At 60.1% G+C, this 21769-nt stretch carries 1 protein-coding gene; it reads left to right on the forward strand.

The genetic code is table 11. The features are described 5' to 3' along the window. Nucleotides 1–99: 99 nt before the first annotated feature. Complete coding sequence (locus tag D9736_RS14300; RefSeq protein ID WP_130258559.1) at nt 100–21768, forward strand: Ig-like domain-containing protein; 21669 nt, start codon at nt 100–102, stop codon at nt 21766–21768. Nucleotide 21769: the final 1 nt, after the last annotated feature.

Below are 21769 nucleotides of genomic sequence, written 5' to 3' on the forward strand. Positions count from 1 at the left end.
TATTAATATCAGGTATGCATCGTTGTTGAGTGATTACCTTTGTCTTATTTAGATAAATGGACTCGCTAAGGATGTGCGCCATTTATCAGGAATGCCATTATGAGCCTGATTATTGATGTTATTTCGCGAAAAACATCCGTCAAACAAACGCTGATCAATCCTGGCGACGTTACGGTTGTCATTTATGAGCCCTCTGTGGTGCAGGTTCATGCTCAGGCATCTGCCGTTGCGCGTTATGTTCGTGACGGAAATGACTTGTTGATCTATATGCAGGACGGCACGGTGATCCGCTGCAACGGTTATTTCCTGCAAGCGGCAAATACCAGCGAACAATCCGAACTGGTGTTTGCCGAGGGTCAACAACTGACCCACGTAACATTTGCCGATACCGCGGCAGGTGGATTAGCGCCCGTGGAGCTGACCGCTCAGACCACCGCAATTGAAAGCATTGCGCCGTACCTTGATATCGTCGGCCAGACGACGGCTTTCCCGTGGGGATGGCTGGCGGGGGCGGCGGTAGGTGGCGGCGCGCTTGGCGCTTTACTGGCAAGCGGTGGCGATGATGACTCAAAAACTGAAGTGGTTAACAACCCACCGCCAGCCGAACCCGGCAACGCCACGCCATCGTTTTTGGTAACCGATAATCAGGGCGATCAACGCGGTATTCTTTCCGCCAACGATACCACCGATGACACTACGCCAACCTTTAGCGGCAGCGGGCAGGCGGGGGCGACCATCCAGATTAAAGACAGCAATGGTGACACCATCGCCAGTACTCAGGTCGGTAGCGATGGACGCTGGAGCGTCGATTTGCCCACGCAAAGCGCGGGCGAACATACCTGGTCAGTGGTGCAAATCGTCGGTAGCACCATTACTAACGCCGGTTCGATAACGTTAACCATCGACAATAGTCAGGCCGCCGTACAGCTCGCCACCACCGCAGGCGATAACATCATTAACGCCAGCGAACAGGCCGCCGGATTTACGCTTTCTGGCACCAGTAGCCATCTGGCACAGGGAACAGAACTCACCGTCACGCTAAACGGCAAAACCTACACCACCACCGTTGGGGCTAACGGTGCCTGGAGCGTACAAGTGCCGACCGCCGATGCGCAAGCGTTAGGCGAAGGGAATCAGGCGGTGCTGGTCAGTGGGAAAGATGCCACGGGCAATACGGTCACTGGCGCGCAACTGTTAACGGTCGATACCCAACCGCCGACACTTGCTATCAACACCATCGCCCAGGACAACATTGTCAGTGCCGCGGAACATAACGCCGCGCTGGTGTTAAGCGGTACATCGAATGCGGAAGCGGGGCAAACCGTAACCCTGAACCTGAACGGCGTCACCCACACAGCAACCGTCGGTAGCGACGGAACCTGGCAAGTGACGCTGCCTGCCGCAGAAGTGCAGGCGCTGGCCGATGGCAACTACGCCGTAAATGCCAGCGTCAGTGACCGGGCAGGAAATACCACCAGTAACAATGCGAATTTCACGGTAGACACCACTGCGCCAGTGGTCAGCGTTAACACCGTTGCGGGCGACGATATTCTTAACACCGCTGAACAGATTGTGGCGCAGATTATTTCCGGTCAGGTCAGTGGGGCTTCTCCGGGGGATATCGTCACCGTGAAGTTAGGAGCCACAGTTCTGACAGGCGTGGTACAGGCAGACGGCAGCTGGAACGTAGCGCTTGATCCGGCGGTAACCCGTACTCTGGCGCGTGGCCCTAACGACATCATCGTCACGGTTACCGATGCCGCTGGAAATACCGGTACAGCGACCCATAACATCACGCTGGCAGGCGTCGCGCCGCAGGTGGCAATAGATACCATCAGCGGTGATAACGTACTGAATGCGCTGGAATCTCAGCAGCCGCTCACGTTAAGCGGCACCAGTAATTTACCTGACGGCGGCACGGTTAACGTGACGCTGAATAATGTCACGTATAGCGCTCAGGTCAGCGGCGGCGTCTGGTCGCTGAACGTTCCGGTGAGCGATGTCCTGAATCTGGCAAACACCAATTACACCGTTACCGCCAGCGCCACCGATGTGACCGGCAACACCGGCACCGCGCAGAGCAATTTGCTGGTCGATACGGTGCTGCCGCAGGTGATCATCAACACCTTTGCAGGCGACAACATTGTTAACAACGCCGAAGCAGCGGCAGATCAAACCCTCAGTGGGCGCGTCGTGGGTGCGGTGCAGGGCGATACCGTCACTATTGAACTGGGCGGTCATACCTACACGGCGACGGTGGGCAGCAACCTTACCTGGAGCGTGAACGTACCGACGGCGGATTTACAGGCGCTGGGCGATGGGGCGTTAACGATAAATGCCTCTGTGACGAACGGGCATGGCAACACTGGTAATGGTGAACGTGATATCACCATCAGCGCCACGCTGCCGGGACTGCGTATCAATACTGTCTCCGGCGATGACGTTATTAACGCTCTCGAACAGCAGCAGGATTTGGTCATTTCTGGCAGCAGTAGCCATTTACCTGCGGGCACTACCGTGACGGTAACACTCGGCAACGAAAGCTATCAGGGCGTGACCGACAGCAACGGCAACTGGCAGGTGGGTGTTCCAGCTGCGGACTTGCAGGCGCTCACTGCGGGCACGGTTATTGTTACCGCCAGTGCGGAAGATCCGGCAGGTAACCCGGTTTCTATCAACCATAATGTGCTGGTTGATGCGGGTAGCGTGGCGATTGTTATCAATACCGTCTCCGGCGATGACATTATCAATGCCGCAGAAAAAGGTGCGCCGCTGACGCTGACCGGTACCACTCAAGGAGTAGAGGCCGGGCAAACGGTAGTCGTGAAATTTGCCGGGCAAACCCTGACGACCACTGTTCAGAATGACGGTTCCTGGAGCCTGACCGTTCCCGCCAGTGCGGTAAGCAGCCTGCCCGATGGCGCAGCAGAAATCACCGCGACCGTCACTAATATCAGTGGTAACACTGGCGACACCTCCCGCACCATTACCGTCGACAGCCAGGCCCCGGCGTTGAGCATCGATCCGCTGACCGCTGATAACGTCATCAACGCCGCCGAAAGCGGGCAGAATTTGCAAATCACTGGCACCACTGACGCCCAGCCGGGGCAGACGGTGACCGTCACGCTGAATGGGCAGACGTATCAGGGCGTCGTGCAGGCAGACGGCACCTGGAGTGTGACCGTACCTGCCGCCAACGTTGGCGCACTGGCTGACGGCAACGCCACGGTCACCGCCAGCGTGAACGATGTCGCGGGTAATCCGACCAGCGTTTCACGCGTAGCGCTGGTCGATGCCACGCCACCTGTAGTAACCATTAATCCGGTGGCGACCGATAACGTCATCAACACGCCGGAACACACTCAGGCGCAAATTATCAGCGGCACGGTCACTGGCGCGCAGGCGGGCGATATTGTCACCGTGACGCTGAATAATGTGAATTACACCACCGTGGTGGATGCTTCCGGCAACTGGAGTCTGGGCGTTCCGGCCTCGGTGGTCAGTGGGCTGGTGGACGGCAGTTATCCGATCAATGTTTCAGTGACTGACCGTGCCGGAAACACGGGTAGCCAGTCACTGACCGTCACGGTCGATACCGCCGCGCCAGTAATTGGTATTAACACCATTGCTGGCGATGATGTGATTAACGCCAGCGAAAAAGGGGCCGATGTCCAGATTACCGGTACCAGCGATCAGCCAGCCAATACCGCTATCACCGTGACGCTGAACGGGCAAAATTACACCACCACGACCGACGCCTCCGGCAACTGGAGCGTCACGGTTCCGGCATCGGCGGTAACCGCGCTGGGCCAGGCCAACTACACGGTAACGGCGGCGGTGACCAGCGGTATCGGCAACAGCGCCACCGCCAGCCATAACGTACTGGTCGACAGCGCGTTGCCCGGTGTGACCATTAACCCGGTGGCAACCGACGATATTATTAACGCCGCGGAAGCGGGTGTTGCGCAAACCATCAGCGGGCAGGTTACTGGAGCCGCCGTTGGCGACACGGTAACGATTACGCTGGGCGGCAATACCTACACCACCACCGTCCAGCCGGGATTAAGCTGGAGCGTGAACGTTCCGGCGGCAGATATTCAGGCGCTGGGTAATGGCGATTTGACGGTGAGCGCCTCGGTCACCAATCAAAACGGCAATACCGGTAGCGGCACGCGGGATATCACCATCGACGCTAATCTGCCCGGTCTGCGGGTCGATACGGTGGCGGGCGATGATGTGGTCAATATCATCGAACACGGGCAGGCGCTGGTTGTCACCGGCAGCAGCTCGGGGCTGGCAGAAGGCACGCCGCTTACCGTCACAATTAATAATGTGGAATACACCACTGCGGTGCAGGCCGATGGCAGCTGGAGTGTGGGCGTTACGGCGGCGCAGGTTAGCGCCTGGCCTGCGGGGACGGTTAATATTGCCGTGTCCGGGGAAAGTAGCGCCGGAAATCCGATAAGCATTACGCATCCGGTAACGGTGGATCTCACTCCGGCGGCGATCACCATCAACACCATCGCCACGGACGACGTGATTAACGCCTCAGAAAAAGGCGCTAATTTAACGCTTTCCGGCACCACCACGAATGTAGAAGCCGGGCAAACGGTCACCGTGACCTTTGGCGGTAAAAACTACACCGCTACCGTGGCGAGCGATGGTAGCTGGACCGCCACCGTTCCCGCCGCCGATCTGGCGTCATTACCCGATGGCAGCGCCTCCGCGCAGGCCAGCGTCAGCAATATCAACGGCAATAGCGCCTCGGCGGTGCATAGCTACAGTGTCGACAGCAGCGCGCCAACCATCATTATCAATACCGTGGCGAGCGACAATATCGTCAACGCCAGCGAAGCTGATGCGGGCGTGACGGTGAGCGGCACCACCACCGCCGAAGCGGGGCAGATTGTTACGATAACGCTCAATAGCCCGACCGTGCAGACGTATCAGGCAACGGTACAGGCCGACGGCAGCTGGAGTATTAATATTCCGGCGGCAGATCTTGAGGCATTGACCGATGGCAGCCACACCCTGACCGCGACGGTCAATGACAAAGCGGGCAATCCGGCGAGCACCACGCATAATCTGGCGGTGGATCTCACCGTTCCGGTACTCACCATCAACACCATTGCGGGCGATGACATTATTAACGCCGCCGAACACGGGCAGGCGCTGGTGATTTCTGGTTCCAGCACAGGCGGAGAGGCGGGAGATGTCGTCAGCGTCACGCTAAACAATAAAACCTACACCACGACGCTGGATGCTTCCGGCAACTGGAGCGTCGGCGTTCCGGCGGCGGATGTCACGGCGCTGGGCAGCGGCCCGCAAACTGTTACCGCCACGGTGACTGATGCGGCGGGTAATAGCGATAACGAGACGCACACGGTTACCGTTAACCTTACCGCGCCGACCATTGGCATCAACACCATCGCCACCGATGACGTGATTAACGCCACCGAAAAAGGCGCGGACCTGCAAATTTCCGGCACCAGCAATCAGCCAGCAGGCACCACAATTACGCTGACGCTTAACGGACAAAATTACTCCGCCACGACGGACGCCGCAGGCAACTGGAGCACCACGGTGCCAGCCTCCGCCGTCGGTGCGCTGGGCGAAGCCAGCTACACGGTGACGGCGAACGTCACCGACAGCGCAGGCAACAGCAATTCCGCCAGCCATAACGTGCAGGTGAATACCGCGCTGCCGGGCGTCACCATTAATCCGGTAGCGAGTGACGATATTATTAACGCCGCCGAATCGGGCGTGGCGCAGACCATCAGCGGGCAGGTGACGGGCGCGGCGGCGGGCGATATCGTCACCGTAACGCTTGGCGGGAAAACCTACACCGCTACCGTGCAGGGCAATTTAAGCTGGAGCGTGGACGTTCCGGCAGCGGATATTCAGGCCATCGGTAATGGCGACCTGACGGTGAATGCCTCGGTAACCAACGGCGTTGGTAATACCGGCAGCGGTTCGCGAGATATAACTATCGACGCCAATTTGCCAGGTCTGCGCGTTGATACGGTGGCGGGCGATGATGTGGTCAATAGCATCGAGCACGCTCAGGCGCTGGTGATAACTGGTAGCAGTAGCGGGCTGGCGACGGGCGCGGCGCTGACGGTGGTGATTAACACGGTCACTTACGCTGCGACAGTATTAGCCGATGGCACATGGAGCGTTGGTGTTCCGGCGGCAGATGTGGGCAACTGGCCTGCGGGGACGGTGAATATCACGGTTTCAGGCGCCAGTAGCGCCGGAAACCCGGTCACTATCACTCATCCGGTCACCGTCGATCTGGCAGCGGTGGCGATCTCCATTAACACCGTTTCCGGCGATGATGTGATTAACGCCGCTGAAAAAGGGGCTGATTTAACCCTTTCCGGCAGCACTTCCGGCGTGGAAGCGGGGCAAACCGTCACCGTCACCTTTGGCGGCAAAACCTACACCGCCACCGTAGCGGGCGATGGCAGCTGGACAACCACCGTGCCTGCCGCCGATCTCAGCGCATTACGCGACGGTGACGCCACGGTACAGGCCAGCGTCAGCACTATTAACGGCAACACGGCTTCGGCGACGCACGACTACAGCATCGATGCCACAGCCCCGACGCTTGTCATTAACACCATCGCCACCGACGATATTCTGAACGCCGCCGAGGCGGGCAATCCGTTAACCATCAGCGGCAGCAGTAGCGCCGAAGCGGGGCAGACGGTAACAGTCACGCTTAATGGCGTGACTTACAGCGGCACCGTCCAGGCGGACGGCAGCTGGAGCGTCAGCGTGCCGACGGCAGATCTCGGCAATCTGACCGCCAGCCAGTACACGGTCAGCGCCTCGGTAAGCGACAAAGCGGGCAACCCGGCATCTGCTATCCATGGTCTGGCGGTGGATCTCAGCGTTCCGGTGCTGACAATCAACACCGTCTCCGGCGATGACATTATTAACGCTACCGAACACGGACAGGCGCTGGTGATCTCCGGCTCCAGCACTGGCGGCGAAGCGGGCGATGTCATCACCGTCACGCTAAACAGTAAAACCTACACCACCACGCTGGACGCTTCCGGCAACTGGAGCGTCGGCGTTCCGCTGTCAGATGTCACCGCGCTGGGCAGCGGCCCGCAAACCATTACTGCCACCATTACGGATATCGCGGGTAATAGCGATGACGCCAGCCGCACAGTTACCGTAAATCTCACCTTACCAACTATTGGCATCAACACCATTGCTACGGATGACGTGATTAACGCCACGGAAAAAGGCGTGGATCTGCAAATTACGGGCACCAGTAATCAGCCCGCAGGCACCACCATTACGGTGACGCTGAACGGGCAAAATTATACCGCCACCACAGATGCTTCCGGCAACTGGAGTGCCACGGTGCCAGCCTCGGCGGTCAGTGCATTGGGTGAGGCCAACTACACGGTAACCGCAAACGTCACTGATACGGCAGGTAACAGCAATTCCGCCAGCCATAATGTGCAGGTCAACAGCGCCTTGCCTGCTGTCACCATTAACGCGGTGGCGACTGACGATATTATTAACGCTGCCGAATCGGGCAATGCGCAAACCATCAGCGGCCAGGTCACGGGTGCCGCGGCGGGGGATACGGTCACCGTTACGCTGGGTGGCAACACCTACACCACCACGGTGCAGGCTAATTTAAGCTGGAGTGTGGACGTTCCGGCAGCGGATATTCAGGCGCTGGGTAACGGTTCTCTGACAGTTAACGCCTCGGTCACCAACGGCGTTGGCAACACGGGCAGCGGCTCGCGGGATATCACAATCGACGCCAATCTGCCTGGTCTGCGTGTCGATACCGTAGCGGGCGATGACGTTATTAACAGCATTGAGCACAATCAGGCGCTGGTGATCACCGGGAGCAGCACCGGACTGACGGCAGGAACCGCGTTAACGGTTGTGATCAACAACGTCACTTACGCCGCGACGGTGTTAGCCGACGGCACGTGGAACCTCGGTGTTCCGGCGGCAGACGTTAGCAACTGGCCTGCGGGTACGGTGGATATTACGGTAAGCGGCACTAACAGCGCCGGAACAACCTCCACCATTACCCATTCGGTTACCGTCGATCTGGCGGCAGTCGCCATCACCATTAACACTCTCTCCGGCGATGATGTGATCAACGCCGTGGAGAAAGGCGAAACGCTGGTGGTAAGCGGCAGCACCAGCGGTGTTGAAGCCGGGCAGACGGTGACCGTCACCTTTGGTGGCAAAAATTACACCACCACCGTGGAAGCTAACGGTAGCTGGACGGTGAATGTGCCGCCTGCCGATCTCGCTGCGCTGCCGGATGGCGCGGGCAACGTACAGGCGAGCGTCAGCAACATTAACGGCAATAACGCCCAGGCGGATCGCGCGTACAGCGTCGATGCCACCGCGCCGATCATTACCATCAACACCATCGCCAGCGACGATATTCTTAATGTGAGCGAAGCGGGCGCGGGGATCACCATCAGCGGCACCACCACGGCGCAGGCCGGGCAGACGCTGACCGTCACGCTCAATAACAACACGTACCAGACCACCGTCCAGGCCGATGGCACCTGGAGCGTGAGTGTTCCGGCAACGGATTTAAGCGGATTAACCGCCAGCAGCTATACCGTGACTGCGACGGTGAGCGATAAAGCGGGTAACCCGGCAAGCGCCGATCATGCGCTGGCGGTGGATGTCACCGCGCCGGATCTCACCATTAACACCGTCGCGGTCGATGACATCATCAACGCCATCGAACACGGGCAGGCGCTGGTGGTGAGCGGCACTAGCACGGGCGCGGAACCCGGCGATGTGGTCACCGTCACGCTCAACGGCAAAAACTACACCACCACGCTGGACGCTTCCGGTAACTGGAGCGTCGGTATTCCGGCGGCGGATGTCACGGCGCTGGCGACCGGTAGCCAGACCATTACCGCCAGCCTGAGCGATCGCGCGGGCAACAGCGACAGCACGACTCACGATGTGACCGTTGATCTCAGCGGCCCGACGCTGACCATCAATATCGTCTCCGGCGATGACATTATTAACAGTACCGAGAAAACCCAGGATCTGACCATCAGCGGTGGCTCCAGCGGCCTGGCGACAGGCACCACGGTCACTGTGATGTTGAATGGCCTGGCGTACAGCGCCACTACCGATAGTTCCGGCAACTGGAGCGTTACCGTGCCTGCTTCGGCAGTCGGCGCATTGGGCGAGGCGGTGTACCAGATTAGCGCCAGCGCCACCGACAGCGCGGGCAACAGCGGCAGTACCACCCATACGGTGAATGTCGAATCGCTCCTGCCTGGGGTAATCATTAATACCGTGGCGGGCGATGACATTATCAACGCCGCTGAAATTGCCGTTAACCAGACCATCAGCGGTCAGGTTACAGGGACGGCAGCAGCAGGGGATACGGTCACTATCACGCTCGGCGGTAATCAATACACAGCCACCGTGCAGCCAGATTTAAGCTGGAGCGTCAGCGTACCGACGGCAGATTTGCAGGCGTTAGGTAACGGTGAGCTGACCATCACCGCCTCGGTCACCAACACCACAGGCAATACCGGCACCGCCACACACGACATCGTGATAGACGCCAACCTGCCAGGTCTGCGCGTCGATACCGTAGCAGGCGATGATGTGGTCAATATTATCGAGCACGGTCAGGCGCTGGTGGTAACCGGCAGCAGTACCGGACTGGCGGTGGGAACGCCACTGACAGTGGAAATCAACAACGTCACCTACGGCGCAACGGTACTCGCCGATGGCAGCTGGAGCGTCGGCGTTCCGGCGGGAGATGTCGCAAACTGGCCTGCGGGGACGGTTAATATTGCCGTCTCTGGCACTAATACTGCTGGAACCACAACCAGCATCAGCCATCCAGTTACGGTCGATCTCGCTGCCGTCGCTATCACCATCAATACCCTTTCCACTGACGATGTCATTAACGCCGCCGAAAAAGGCAGCGATTTGCAGCTTTCCGGCACCACCTCCGGCGTGGAAGCGGGGCAGACTATTACCGTTATTTTCGGTGGTAAAAGCTACACCACCACGGTCGCCGCGGATAATACCTGGGGGCTGACGATCCCAGCCGCCGATCTCGCAACCTTGCCAGACGGCGCAACAAACGTACAAGCCAGCGTCAGCAACGTCGCAGGCAACATCGCCCAGGCAACGCATGCTTACAGCGTTGATGCCGCCGCGCCCTCTGTCACCATCAACACCATCGCCACGGACGATATTCTTAATGCCGCCGAAGCGGGTACTGCGCTGACCATCAGCGGCACCAGCACGGCGGAAGCCGGGCAGACGGTGACCGTGACGCTAAACGGTGTCGATTACAGCGGCAATGTACAGGCAGACGGTAGCTGGAGCGTCAGCGTCCCGACTGGCGATTTAGCGAATCTCACCGCCAGCCCGTATACGGTGAGCGCGGCGGTCAGCGACAAAGCCGGAAATCCGGCCTCGGCAACGCATAATCTGACGGTAGATCTCGTTGCCCCAGTCGTCACCATTAACACGGTGGCGGGCGATGACATCATCAACGCCACGGAACATGCTCAGGCGCAGATTATCAGCGGCTCGGCAACGGGCGCGACGACGGGTAACACGGTTTCCGTGACGATTGGCACGACCACCTACACCACCGTGCTGGACGCCAACGGCAACTGGAGTATCGGCGTGCCTGCCAGCGTGATTTCCGCACTGGCGCAGGGTGATGTGACCATTACCGCCACGGTCACCGACTCCGCAGGCAACAGCGGCACAGCCTCGCACACTGTCAGCGTGGCGCTCGGCGCACCCGTGCTCGGCATCAACACCATTGCCATCGATGACATTATCAACGCCACGGAGAAAGGTGCGGATCTGGCGATTTCCGGCACCAGCAACCAGCCTGCGGGTACGCAGGTAACCGTTACGCTCAACGGGCAAAATTACACCACTACTGCCGATGCCTCAGGTAACTGGAGCGTGACCGTTCCGGCGTCTGCGGTCGGTACGCTCGGTGAAGCGACTTATACCGTAACCGCCGCCGCAACCGATGTTGATGGCAACAGCGGTTCCGCCAGCCATAATGTGCAGGTCAATACTGCGCTGCCTGGCGTCACCATTAACGTTGTGGCGAGCGACGATATTATTAACGCCGCCGAAGCAGGCGCGGGCCAGACCATCAGCGGGCAGGTAACAGGCGCGGCGGCAGGCGACACGGTAACCGTCACGCTCGGCGGGGCGACTTACACCGCCACGGTGCAGGCGAATTTAAGCTGGAGCGTCAATGTTCCGGCAGCCGCTTTACAGGCGCTGGGCAACGGCGAACTGACCATTTCGGCTTCGGTGACGAACAGCGTAGGCAATACCGGAAATGGCACGCGTGAAATCACCATAGACGCGAATCTTCCCGGTCTGCGGGTCGATACTGTCGCTGGCGATGATGTGGTCAATATTATCGAGCACGGACAGGCGCTGGTGATTACCGGCAGCAGTTCCGGTCTGGCGACGGGCAGCAACGTCACTCTGACCATTAACGGGCAAACCTATGTTGCGGCGGTACTGGCGGATGGCACCTGGAGCGTCGGCGTTCCGGCGGTGGATGTCAGCGCCTGGCCTGCGGGGACGGTCACGATTACGGCGAGCGGTAGCACCACCGCCGGAAATCCGGTCAGCGTTACGCATCCGGTGACTGTCGATCTCTCGGCGATTGCCGTCAGCATCAACGCCATTACCGCCGATGATGTGATTAACGCCGCTGAAAAAGGCGCGGCGTTAACGCTCACCGGCAGTACCTCTGGCGTCGAAGCCGGACAAACGGTCACCGTCACCTTTGGCGGCAAAACCTACACAGCAAGCGTCGTGGCGAATGGTTCCTGGAGCACCACGGTTCCGGCGGCAGATATGGCAGCCCTGCGTGATGGTGATGCCAGCGCGCAGGCCAGCGTCAGCAATGTTAACGGCAACAGCGCCACCACGACCCACGCTTACAGCGTCGATGCCAGCGCGCCAACGGTGACCATCAACACTATCGCGGGCGACGACATTCTTAATGCCGCCGAAGCCGGTGCGGCGCTGACCATCACTGGCAGCAGCACGGCGGAAGCGGGGCAGACGGTGACCGTCACGCTCAATGGCGCAAACTATACCGGCACGGTTCAAACGGACGGCAGCTGGAGCGTCAGCGTGCCGCCAGCCGACTTAAGCGCGCTGACCGCCAGCAACTATACCGTTAGTGCGGCGGTGAGCGACAAAGCCGGAAACCCGGCCTCGGTTAATCACAACCTGACGGTGGATACTTCCGTTCCGGTCGTCACCATCAACACGGTGGCGGGCGATGATGTGATCAACGCGACGGAACACGCCCAGGCGCAGATTATCAGCGGCTCCGCCACGGGTGCGGCAACCGGTAGCACTGTGACGGTGACTATTGGCAGTAGCACTTTCACCACGGTGCTGGACGCCAGCGGTAACTGGAGCGTCGGCGTCCCGGCAAGCGTCGTCTCGGCACTGGCGAACGGTACGGTGACCATTAACGCCAGCGTCACCGATGCCGCCGGAAACAGCGGCAGCGCCACGCACCAGGTGACGGTCAATACTGGCCTGCCGTCAATTACCTTTAACGCCATCAGCGGCGATAACGTCCTGAACGCCGATGAAAAAGGCCAGCCGTTGACCATTAGCGGTAGCAGTACGGGGCTGGCGACAGGCGCACAGGTTACCGTCACGCTCAACGGTCATAACTACAGCGCCACCACCGACGCAGCAGGCAACTGGACCTTAACCGTTCCGGTGAGCGATCTGGCGGCTTTAGGCCAGGCCAACTATACGGTCAGCGCCAGCGCCACCAGTCCGGCAGGCAACACCGCCAGTAGCCAGGCGAATTTACTGGTCGACAGCGGCCTGCCGGGCGTCACCATCAATACTGTGGCGGGTGACGATATTATCAACGCCGCTGAAGCGGGGGCCGATCAAACCATCAGCGGGGTAGTGACCCGCGCCGCCGCTGGCGATACGGTCACCGTGACGCTGGGCGGCAACACTTACACCACCACGGTACAGGGCAACTTAAGCTGGAGTATCAGCGTTCCGGCAGCCGATCTCCAGGCGCTGGGCAATGGCGATTTGACCATTAATGCCTCGGTGACCAACGCGAATGGCAATACGGGTAGCGGCACGCGGGATATCACCATTGACGCCAACCTGCCGGGGCTGCGCGTGGATACGGTAGCGGGCGATGATATCGTCAACAGTATCGAACACGGGCAGGCGCTGGTAATCACTGGTGGCAGTAGCGGCCTGAATGCAGGCGCAGCGCTGACGGTCACCATCAACGGTGTGGCCTATGCCGCCACGGTACAGGCGGATGGAAGCTGGATCGTCGGCATTCCGGCGGCGAACGTTAGCGCATGGCCTGCGGGGCAGTTAAACATTGAGGTAACAGGGCAAAGCAGCGCCGGAAACCCGGTCAGCGTCAGCCATCCGTTTACCGTTGATTTAACGGCGGTGGCAATCAGCATCAATACGGTCGCCAGCGACGACGTGATTAACGCCGCCGAAAAAGGTGCCGACCTGACCCTTTCAGGCAGCACTAGCGGAATTGAAAGCGGGCAAACCGTTACCGTCACCTTTGGCGGCAAAACCTACACCGCAAGCGTCGCCGCTAACGGGAGCTGGAGTGTAACGGTTCCGGCGGCAGATCTGGCAACTCTGCCAGACGGCGCGGCGAACGTGCAGGCCAGCGTCAGCAGCGCGAGCGGTAACAGTGCCTCAGCGACTCATGCGTATAGCGTCGATGCCAGCGCACCGACGCTCACCATTAACACCATCGCCAGCGATGACATTCTTAACGCCACAGAGGCGGGAAATCCGCTCACCATCAGCGGCACCAGCACCGCCGAAACCGGGCAGACGGTCACCGTCACCCTTAACGGCGCAACCTACAGCGGTAATGTGCAGGCGGACGGTAGCTGGAGCGTCAGCGTTCCCACTTCAGCCTTAGGCGCGCTGACCGCAAGCAATTACACCGTCAGCGCCACGGTCAACGACAAAGCGGGCAACCCCGGCAGCACCAGCCATAATCTGGCGGTAGACACCACCGCGCCCGTTCTCACCATTAACACCGTGGCGGGCGATGACATCATCAACGACGCCGAACACGGGCAGGCGCTGGTGATCTCCGGCACCAGCACGGGCGGGGAAGCGGGCGATGTGGTGAGCGTTGTGCTCAACGGCAAAACCTACACCACCACCCTGGATGCCTCCGGTAACTGGAGCGTCGGTGTATCAGCGGCGGATGTTACGGCACTCGGTAGCGGTGCGCAGACGATCACCGCCAGCGTCAGCGATCGGGCAGGCAACAGCGATGACGCCAGCCGCACCGTGACCGTCAGCCTCACCGCGCCAGTGATTAGCATCAACACCATCGCGGGTGATGACGTGATCAACGCCACTGAAAAAGGATCGAACCTACAACTGACTGGCACCAGCGATCAACCTGTGGGTACGGCGGTCACCGTCACGCTGAACGGACAAAACTACCGTGCCACCACCGATGCTTCCGGCAACTGGAGCGTTACCGTGCCCGCCTCGGCGGTCAGTGCGCTGGGCGAAGCGACCTACAGCGTCACGGCGAGCGTCACTAATGCTCAGGGTAACAGCAGCACCGCCAGCCATAACGTGCAGGTCAATACCGCGCTGCCGGGCGTTACCATTAATCCGGTGGCGACGGACGATATTATCAACGCTTCAGAGGCGGGCAGCGCGCAAACCCTCAGCGGCCAGGTAACCGGGGCGGCGGCGGGCAGCACCGTCACCGTTGAACTGGGCGGTAAAACTTACACCGCCACCGTCCAGCCAGATTTAAGCTGGAATGTGAGCGTACCTGCCGCCGACTGGCAGGCGCTGGGTAACGGTGAGTTAACGGTTAATGCCTCGGTGACCAACGCCGTTGGCAACACCGGTAGCGGCACGCGCGATATCACCATCGATGCCAGTCTGCCAGGTCTGCGAGTCGATACCGTCGCGGGTGATGATGTAGTCAATATTATCGAACACGCTCAGGCGCAGGTGATTACCGGCAGCAGCTCCGGCTTTGCCGCAGGTACGGCGCTGACTGTGGTGATAAATAACCAAACTTACGCCGCGACGGTGCTGGCGAACGGCAGCTGGAGCGTCGGCGTTCCGGCGGCGGATGTCAGTAACTGGCCTGCGGGAACGCTGAATATTACCGTTAGCGGCGCGAACAGTGCCGGAACGCAAACCAGCATTACCCATCCGCTGACCGTTGATCTCACCGCCGTCGCCGTCAGCATAAACAGCATCACCAGCGATGATGTGATTAACGCCGCCGAAAAAGGCGCGGCGTTAACGCTCTCCGGCAGCACGTCCGGCGTCGAAGCGGGGCAAACAGTTTCCATTACCTTTGGTGGCAAAACCTACACCACCACGGTGGCGGCTAACGGTAGCTGGAGCACCACCGTTCCGGCGGCGGATATGGCGGCCCTGCGTGACGGCGATGCCAGCGCCCAGGTGCGGGTGACTAACGTCAACGGCAACAGCGCCACGGCAACGCATGAATACAGCGTCGATAGCGCCGCGCCAACGGTCACCATCAACACCATTGCCAGCGATAACATCATCAATGCCAGCGAAGCGGCGGCGGGCGTAACGGTTTCCGGCACCAGCACCGCGGAAGCGGGGCAGACGCTCACCGTCACGCTTAATGGCACCAACTACCAGACCACGGTGCAGGCGGACGGCAGCTGGAGTTTAACGCTGCCCGCCAGCGACTTAACCGCACTTGCCAATAACGGCTACACCCTGACCGCCACGGTCAGCGATCTGGCGGGTAACCCTGGCAGCGCCAGCAAAGGCGTGACCGTCGATACCACTGCGCCGGTGATCAGTTTTAACACCGTGGCGGGCGATGATGTGATTAACAACGTCGAACACACTCAGGCGCAGATTATCAGCGGCACCGCCACGGGCGCGGTCGCGGGCGACCGCCTGGTGGTGACCATCGCCGGGCAGCAGTATGTCACCAGCACCGATGCCAGCGGCAACTGGAGCGTCGGCGTGCCTGCCAGCGTGATTTCCGGCCTTGCGGACGGCACGGTGACTATCAGCGCCACTATCACCGATAGCGCAGGCAACAGCAGCACGCAGACGCACAACGTGCAGGTCAATACGGCGGCAGTGTCACTTTCGGTTAGCACCATCAGCGGCGATAACCTCATTAGCGCCGCCGAAGCAGGCAGCGCGCTGACCCTGAGCGGCACCGGAACGAACTTTGCCGCAGGTACAGTGGTGACCGTGTTGCTTAACGGCAAAGGCTACAACGCTACCATTCAAAGCAACGGGAGCTGGAGTGTGAACGTGCCTGCGGCGGACGTCGCGGCACTGGCGGATGGCACCAGCTACACGGTCAGCGCCTCCGCGCAGGACAGCGCCGGAAACAGCGCCACGGCCTCGCGCAGCGTAGCGGTGGATCTCACCGCGCCGGTTATCAGCATTAACACCGTTTCGACGGACGACCGACTCAACGCCGCTGAACAGCAGCAGCCGTTAACCCTTAACGGCTCGACCAGCGCGGAAGTGGGGCAGACGGTCACCGTGACCTTTGGCGGCAAAACTTACACCGCTACGGTTGCCGCCAATGGCACCTGGGCGCTGAACGTGCCTGCGGCGGATCTGGCAGCGCTCGGTCAGGGCGCGCAGACCATTACCGCCAGCGTGAACGATCGCGCCGGTAACCCCGGTCAAACCACGCACGCCCTGACCGTCGATACCGTTGCGCCAACGGTGACCATCGCCACCGTGGCGGGTGACGATATTATCAACAACGCCGAACAGCTTGCCGGGCAGACCATCAGCGGCACCACCACCGCCGAAGTGGGCCAGACGGTGACGGTCACCTTTAACGGTCAGAGCTGGACTGCAACGGTCGGCAGCGGCGGAAGCTGGTCGGTGTTTATTCCGGCGCAGCAGTTTGCCGGATTAAGCGACGGCAGCTACACCATTAGCGCGACGGTCAGCGATCAGGCCGGAAACCCCGGTAGCGCCAGCCGTGGCGTGACGTTGAACGGCGATGTGCCTACCGTCACCATCAACACTTTTGCGGGCGACGATGTAGTGAATGCAGCGGAACATGGCTCGTCGCTGGTGATCAGCGGCACCACCACCGCCCCAGTTGGGCAGACGCTGACCCTGACCTTAAACGGCAAAACCTACACCACCACCGTGCAGACGGGCGGTAACTGGAGCTACACGCTCGGCAGCGCCGATGTCACCGCGCTGGCGGACGGCAACGCCTACGTGATTAACGCCTCGGTAAGCAACGCTATCGGCAATACCGGTAGCAGCAATCACACCATTACCGTCGATCTCAGCGCCCCGGCGATGGGCATTAATATCGATTCCCTGCAAGCCGACACTGGCCTTAGCGCCAGCGACTTTATCACCAGCGTCAGCCCGGTGGTGGTCAACGGCTCGCTCACCGCCGCGCTTGCCAGTAACGAGACGGCGCAAATCAGTATCGACGGCGGCGTAACCTGGACCACGCTTACCGTTACCGGCACGACCTGGCGCTATAACGACAGCCGCACGCTGACCGATGGCAACTATCTCTATCAGGTGCGGGTGATTGACGCTGCGGGCAACGTCGGCGCGACCGACAGCCAGAACGTGGTGATCGACACCATCGCGCCAGATCCAGCAGTAAAAACCATCGCCATCAGCGCGATCACCACCGATACCGGATTGATCACTAACGATTTTGTTACCAGCGACACGACGCTTGCGGTAAGCGGCACGCTGGGGGCGACGCTGGCTGCCGGTGAGTTCGCGCAAATCAGTATCGATGGCGGCACCACCTGGCAGAATCTTTCGGTAAGCGGTTTGACCTGGACGTACCTTGACGGGCGTACGCTGACCGATGGCAACTACAACTACCAGGTGCGGGTGATCGACACCGCCGGAAATATCGGTGCGACCGCCAGCCAGATTGTCACCGTTGACACCACCGCGCCGCTGGCGAGCAAAACCATCGCCATTGCGGGCATCAGCGATGACACCGGGTTAAGCAGCAGCGATTTTGTTACTCGCGACACCACGCTGACCGTGCGCGGTACGCTCGGTGCGGCGCTGGCCGCTGATGAACGAGCGCAAATCAGCCTCGACGGCGGGATTACCTGGACCACGTTAACCGTTATCGGCACCAGCTGGAGCTATGCCGATGGTCGCACACTGACCGACGGCACCTGGAACTACACGGTGCGGGTGGTGGATCTGGCGGGGAACGTCGGGCAGACCGCGACGCAAAACGTGGTGGTCGATACCACCAGTCCGGAAGCGGCGAAAAGCATCACCATTACCGGTATCAGTGACGACACCGGAGCCAGCAGCAGCGATTTTATTACCAGCGACACCTCGCTTACCGTGCGCGGCGTACTGGGCGCGGCGCTCGGCACTAATGAATTCGCGCAAATCAGCACCGACAACGGTGCAACCTGGGTGAATGTGACGCTGGCGGCAGACGGCCTCAACTGGACATACGCTGACGGGCGCACGTTGACTAACGGCACGACCACCTGGCAGGTGCGAGTGGTCGATCTGGCAGGCAACGTTGGCGCAACGGGCAGTCAGACGGCGCAGATTGACACCGTTAACCCGGCGCAGGTGTTGACCATCGCCAGCATCAGCACCGACACGGGGAGTTCGTCCACCGACTTTATCACCAGTGATACCTCGCTCACGCTGACCGGTTCGCTGGGGGCGGGGCTTGCCAGCGGCGAAGTGGCGCAGATTAGCCTTGATGGCGGTGCGACCTGGACCACGCTCACTACCAACGGCACGCAGTGGACTTACACCGACAGCCGCACGCTGACCGACGGCAGCTATGTTTATCAGGTGCGGGTGCTGGATCTGGCGGGAAATACAGGCCCGGTGGTGTCGAAAACGGTGGTGGTCGATACGATTAACCCCACCGCCACGCCAACTATTGTGTCGTATACCGATGATGTCGGGCAGCGTCAGGGGACGTTAAGCAGTTCGCAGGCCACCGACGATACCTCGCCACTGCTGAACGGCGTGCTCTCCGGTCCGCTGGCCAGCGGCGAAGTGGTTTACCTCTACCGTAACGGTCTGCTGTTAGGCGCGGTGACGATGGTCGGCGCGTTGAACTGGACCTACAGCGACAGCGGGCTGGTCAGCGGCGCGTACACCTACAGCGCGCGGGTAGTGGATCTGGCAGGAAATATCACCTCCTCCAGCGATTTTATCCTGACGGTCGATACCTCTATTCCGACCACGCTGGCGCAAATCACCAGCCAGACCACGCGCGATACCACGCCGATTATCAGCGGGGTGATCACTGCCGCGCTCGCCAGCGGGCAGTATGTCGAAGTGGTCATCAATGGCAAAACCTACACCTCGCAGCCGGGCGGTGCGGTGGTAGTCGATCCGGCGCATAACACCTGGTATGTGCAGTTACCGGATACCGATGTGCTGGCGGCGTCCGCGACCGCCTATAACGTCACCGCGCAGGTAAAAAGCTCGGCGGGCAACGGCAACACCGCCAACGTCAGCAACGGCACGGTGACGGTCAACGCGGCGATTGATTACACGCCCGCCTGGACAACTGCCAATAAAACGACCGCCTGGGGGCTGACCTACGGCCTCGACAACCACGGGATGTGGACGGTGCTGGCTAACCAGCAAATTATGCAATCAACCGATCCGCTCACATGGTCGAAGACCGCACTGACGCTGGTGCAAAGCGGCAACAACTACGCCACCAGTTCCATTGCCGATTACGATCGTAACGGTACAGGCGATCTGTTTATCACCCGTGATGACTACGGCACGGGCTATATCAACGGCTTTACCAATAACGGCGACGGCACCTTTTCCAGCGCGATTCAGGTGAACGTCGGCACGCTGACATGGTATGGCTCGATTGTGGCGTTTGATAAAGAGGGCGACGGCTATCTCGATTTCTGGATTGGCGACGCAGGCGGGCCGGACTCCAACACCTTCCTGTGGAATAACGCAGGCACTCTGGTAGGCAACTCCACCACCGCCAACAACGGAGGGAGCGCCACGGTCGGCGGGGTAGTAAACGGCTATCTTTCCCTTAACGAAGGTTCCGGCGTCGATCTCAACAATGACGGCAGGGTAGACCTGGTTCAGCACACCTTCAACCTGAATAACTACTACACCCTTTCATCGCTCATCAGCCAGGGCAACGGCACGTTTGTCTGGGGGCAGAACACCATCAACACCTTCCTCAGCGTTGCAGGCAGCGGCGGCAACTCGACGTCTGTGTCCATGACCTGGGCAGATTTCGATGGTGACGGCGATATGGATCTGTTCCTGCCCGCCAGCCAGGGAAGAGCTAACTACGGCTCGCTGTTATTCAACACCAACGGCGTGTTGGGGAATCCGGTGGCGGTGGGGGCAACGGGTACAACCTATGCCAGCCAGTTCAGCGTGGCAGTGGACTGGAACCACGACGGCCTGATGGATATCGCCCGTATCGCCCAGACCGGACAGTCCTACCTTTACACCAACGTTGGCGGGGCCAGCAACTGGACGCAGTCGGTACTCGGCGGCAGCCAGAGTGGCACCACCAGCGGCGTGGCGGCAATGGACTACGACTGGGACGGCGCGGTGGATGTACTGGTGACCAAACAGTCGGGCAGCGTATTCCTGATTCGCAACACCAACACGGTGAGCTACGGCACCTCGCTGCACTTACGCATCACCGATCCCAACGGCATTAACGTCTATTACGGCAATACCGTAAAACTCTACAACTCGGCGGGTGTGCTGGTCGCCACGCAAATCATCAACCCGCAGTCGGGGATGGGGGTTAACGACACCTCGGCGCTGGTCAATTTCTACGGGCTGAATGCCGGGGAAACCTACAACGCGGTGCTGATCAAATCCACTGGCACCACCGCCAGCAATATCGACCAGACGGTAAACACCACCTGGGGTGGCTTACAGGCCACCGATGCCACTCACGCTTACGACCTCAGCGCCGAAGCGGGTACCGCGAGCAATAACGGCAAGTTCGTCGGCACCGGTTATAACGACACCTTCTTTGCCACCGCAGGCACCGATACTTACGATGGCTCCGGCGGCTGGGTGTACAGCTCTGGCACCGGGACCTGGCTGGCGAACGGCGGGATGGACGTGGTCGATTTCCGCCTCTCCACAGTGGGGATCACCGCCAACTTAAGCACCACTACTGCCCAGGCGACCGGCTTTAACACCTCGACATTTACCAATATTGAAGGCATTTCCGGCTCGAATTTTAACGACACTCTGACCGGCAGCACGGGCGATAACCAACTGGAAGGGCGCGGCGGTAACGACACGCTCAACATCGGCAACGGCGGTCACGACACCTTGCTCTATAAACTGCTCAACGCCAGCGACGCCACTGGCGGCAACGGCTCGGACGTGGTGAATGGTTTTACGGTAGGGACATGGGAAGGTACCGCCGACACCGATCGCATTGATATTCGTGAACTGTTGCAGGGCAGCGGCTACACCGGAAACGGCAAAGCCAGCTACGTCAACGGCGTAGCGACGCTGGATGCGCAGGCCGGGAACATCAGTGATTTTGTCAAAGTTACCCAGAGCGGCAGCGACACCATCGTGCAGATCGACCGCGACGGCACGGGCGGCACTTTTGCGGCAACTAACGTGGTCACGCTGACGGGCGTGCATACCGACCTCGCCACATTGCTGGCGAATCATCAGTTGATGGTGGTGTAAA

Origin of the sequence: Escherichia sp. E10V10, assembly GCF_004211985.1 — a bacterium.
Classification (GTDB): Bacteria; Pseudomonadota; Gammaproteobacteria; order Enterobacterales; family Enterobacteriaceae; genus Escherichia.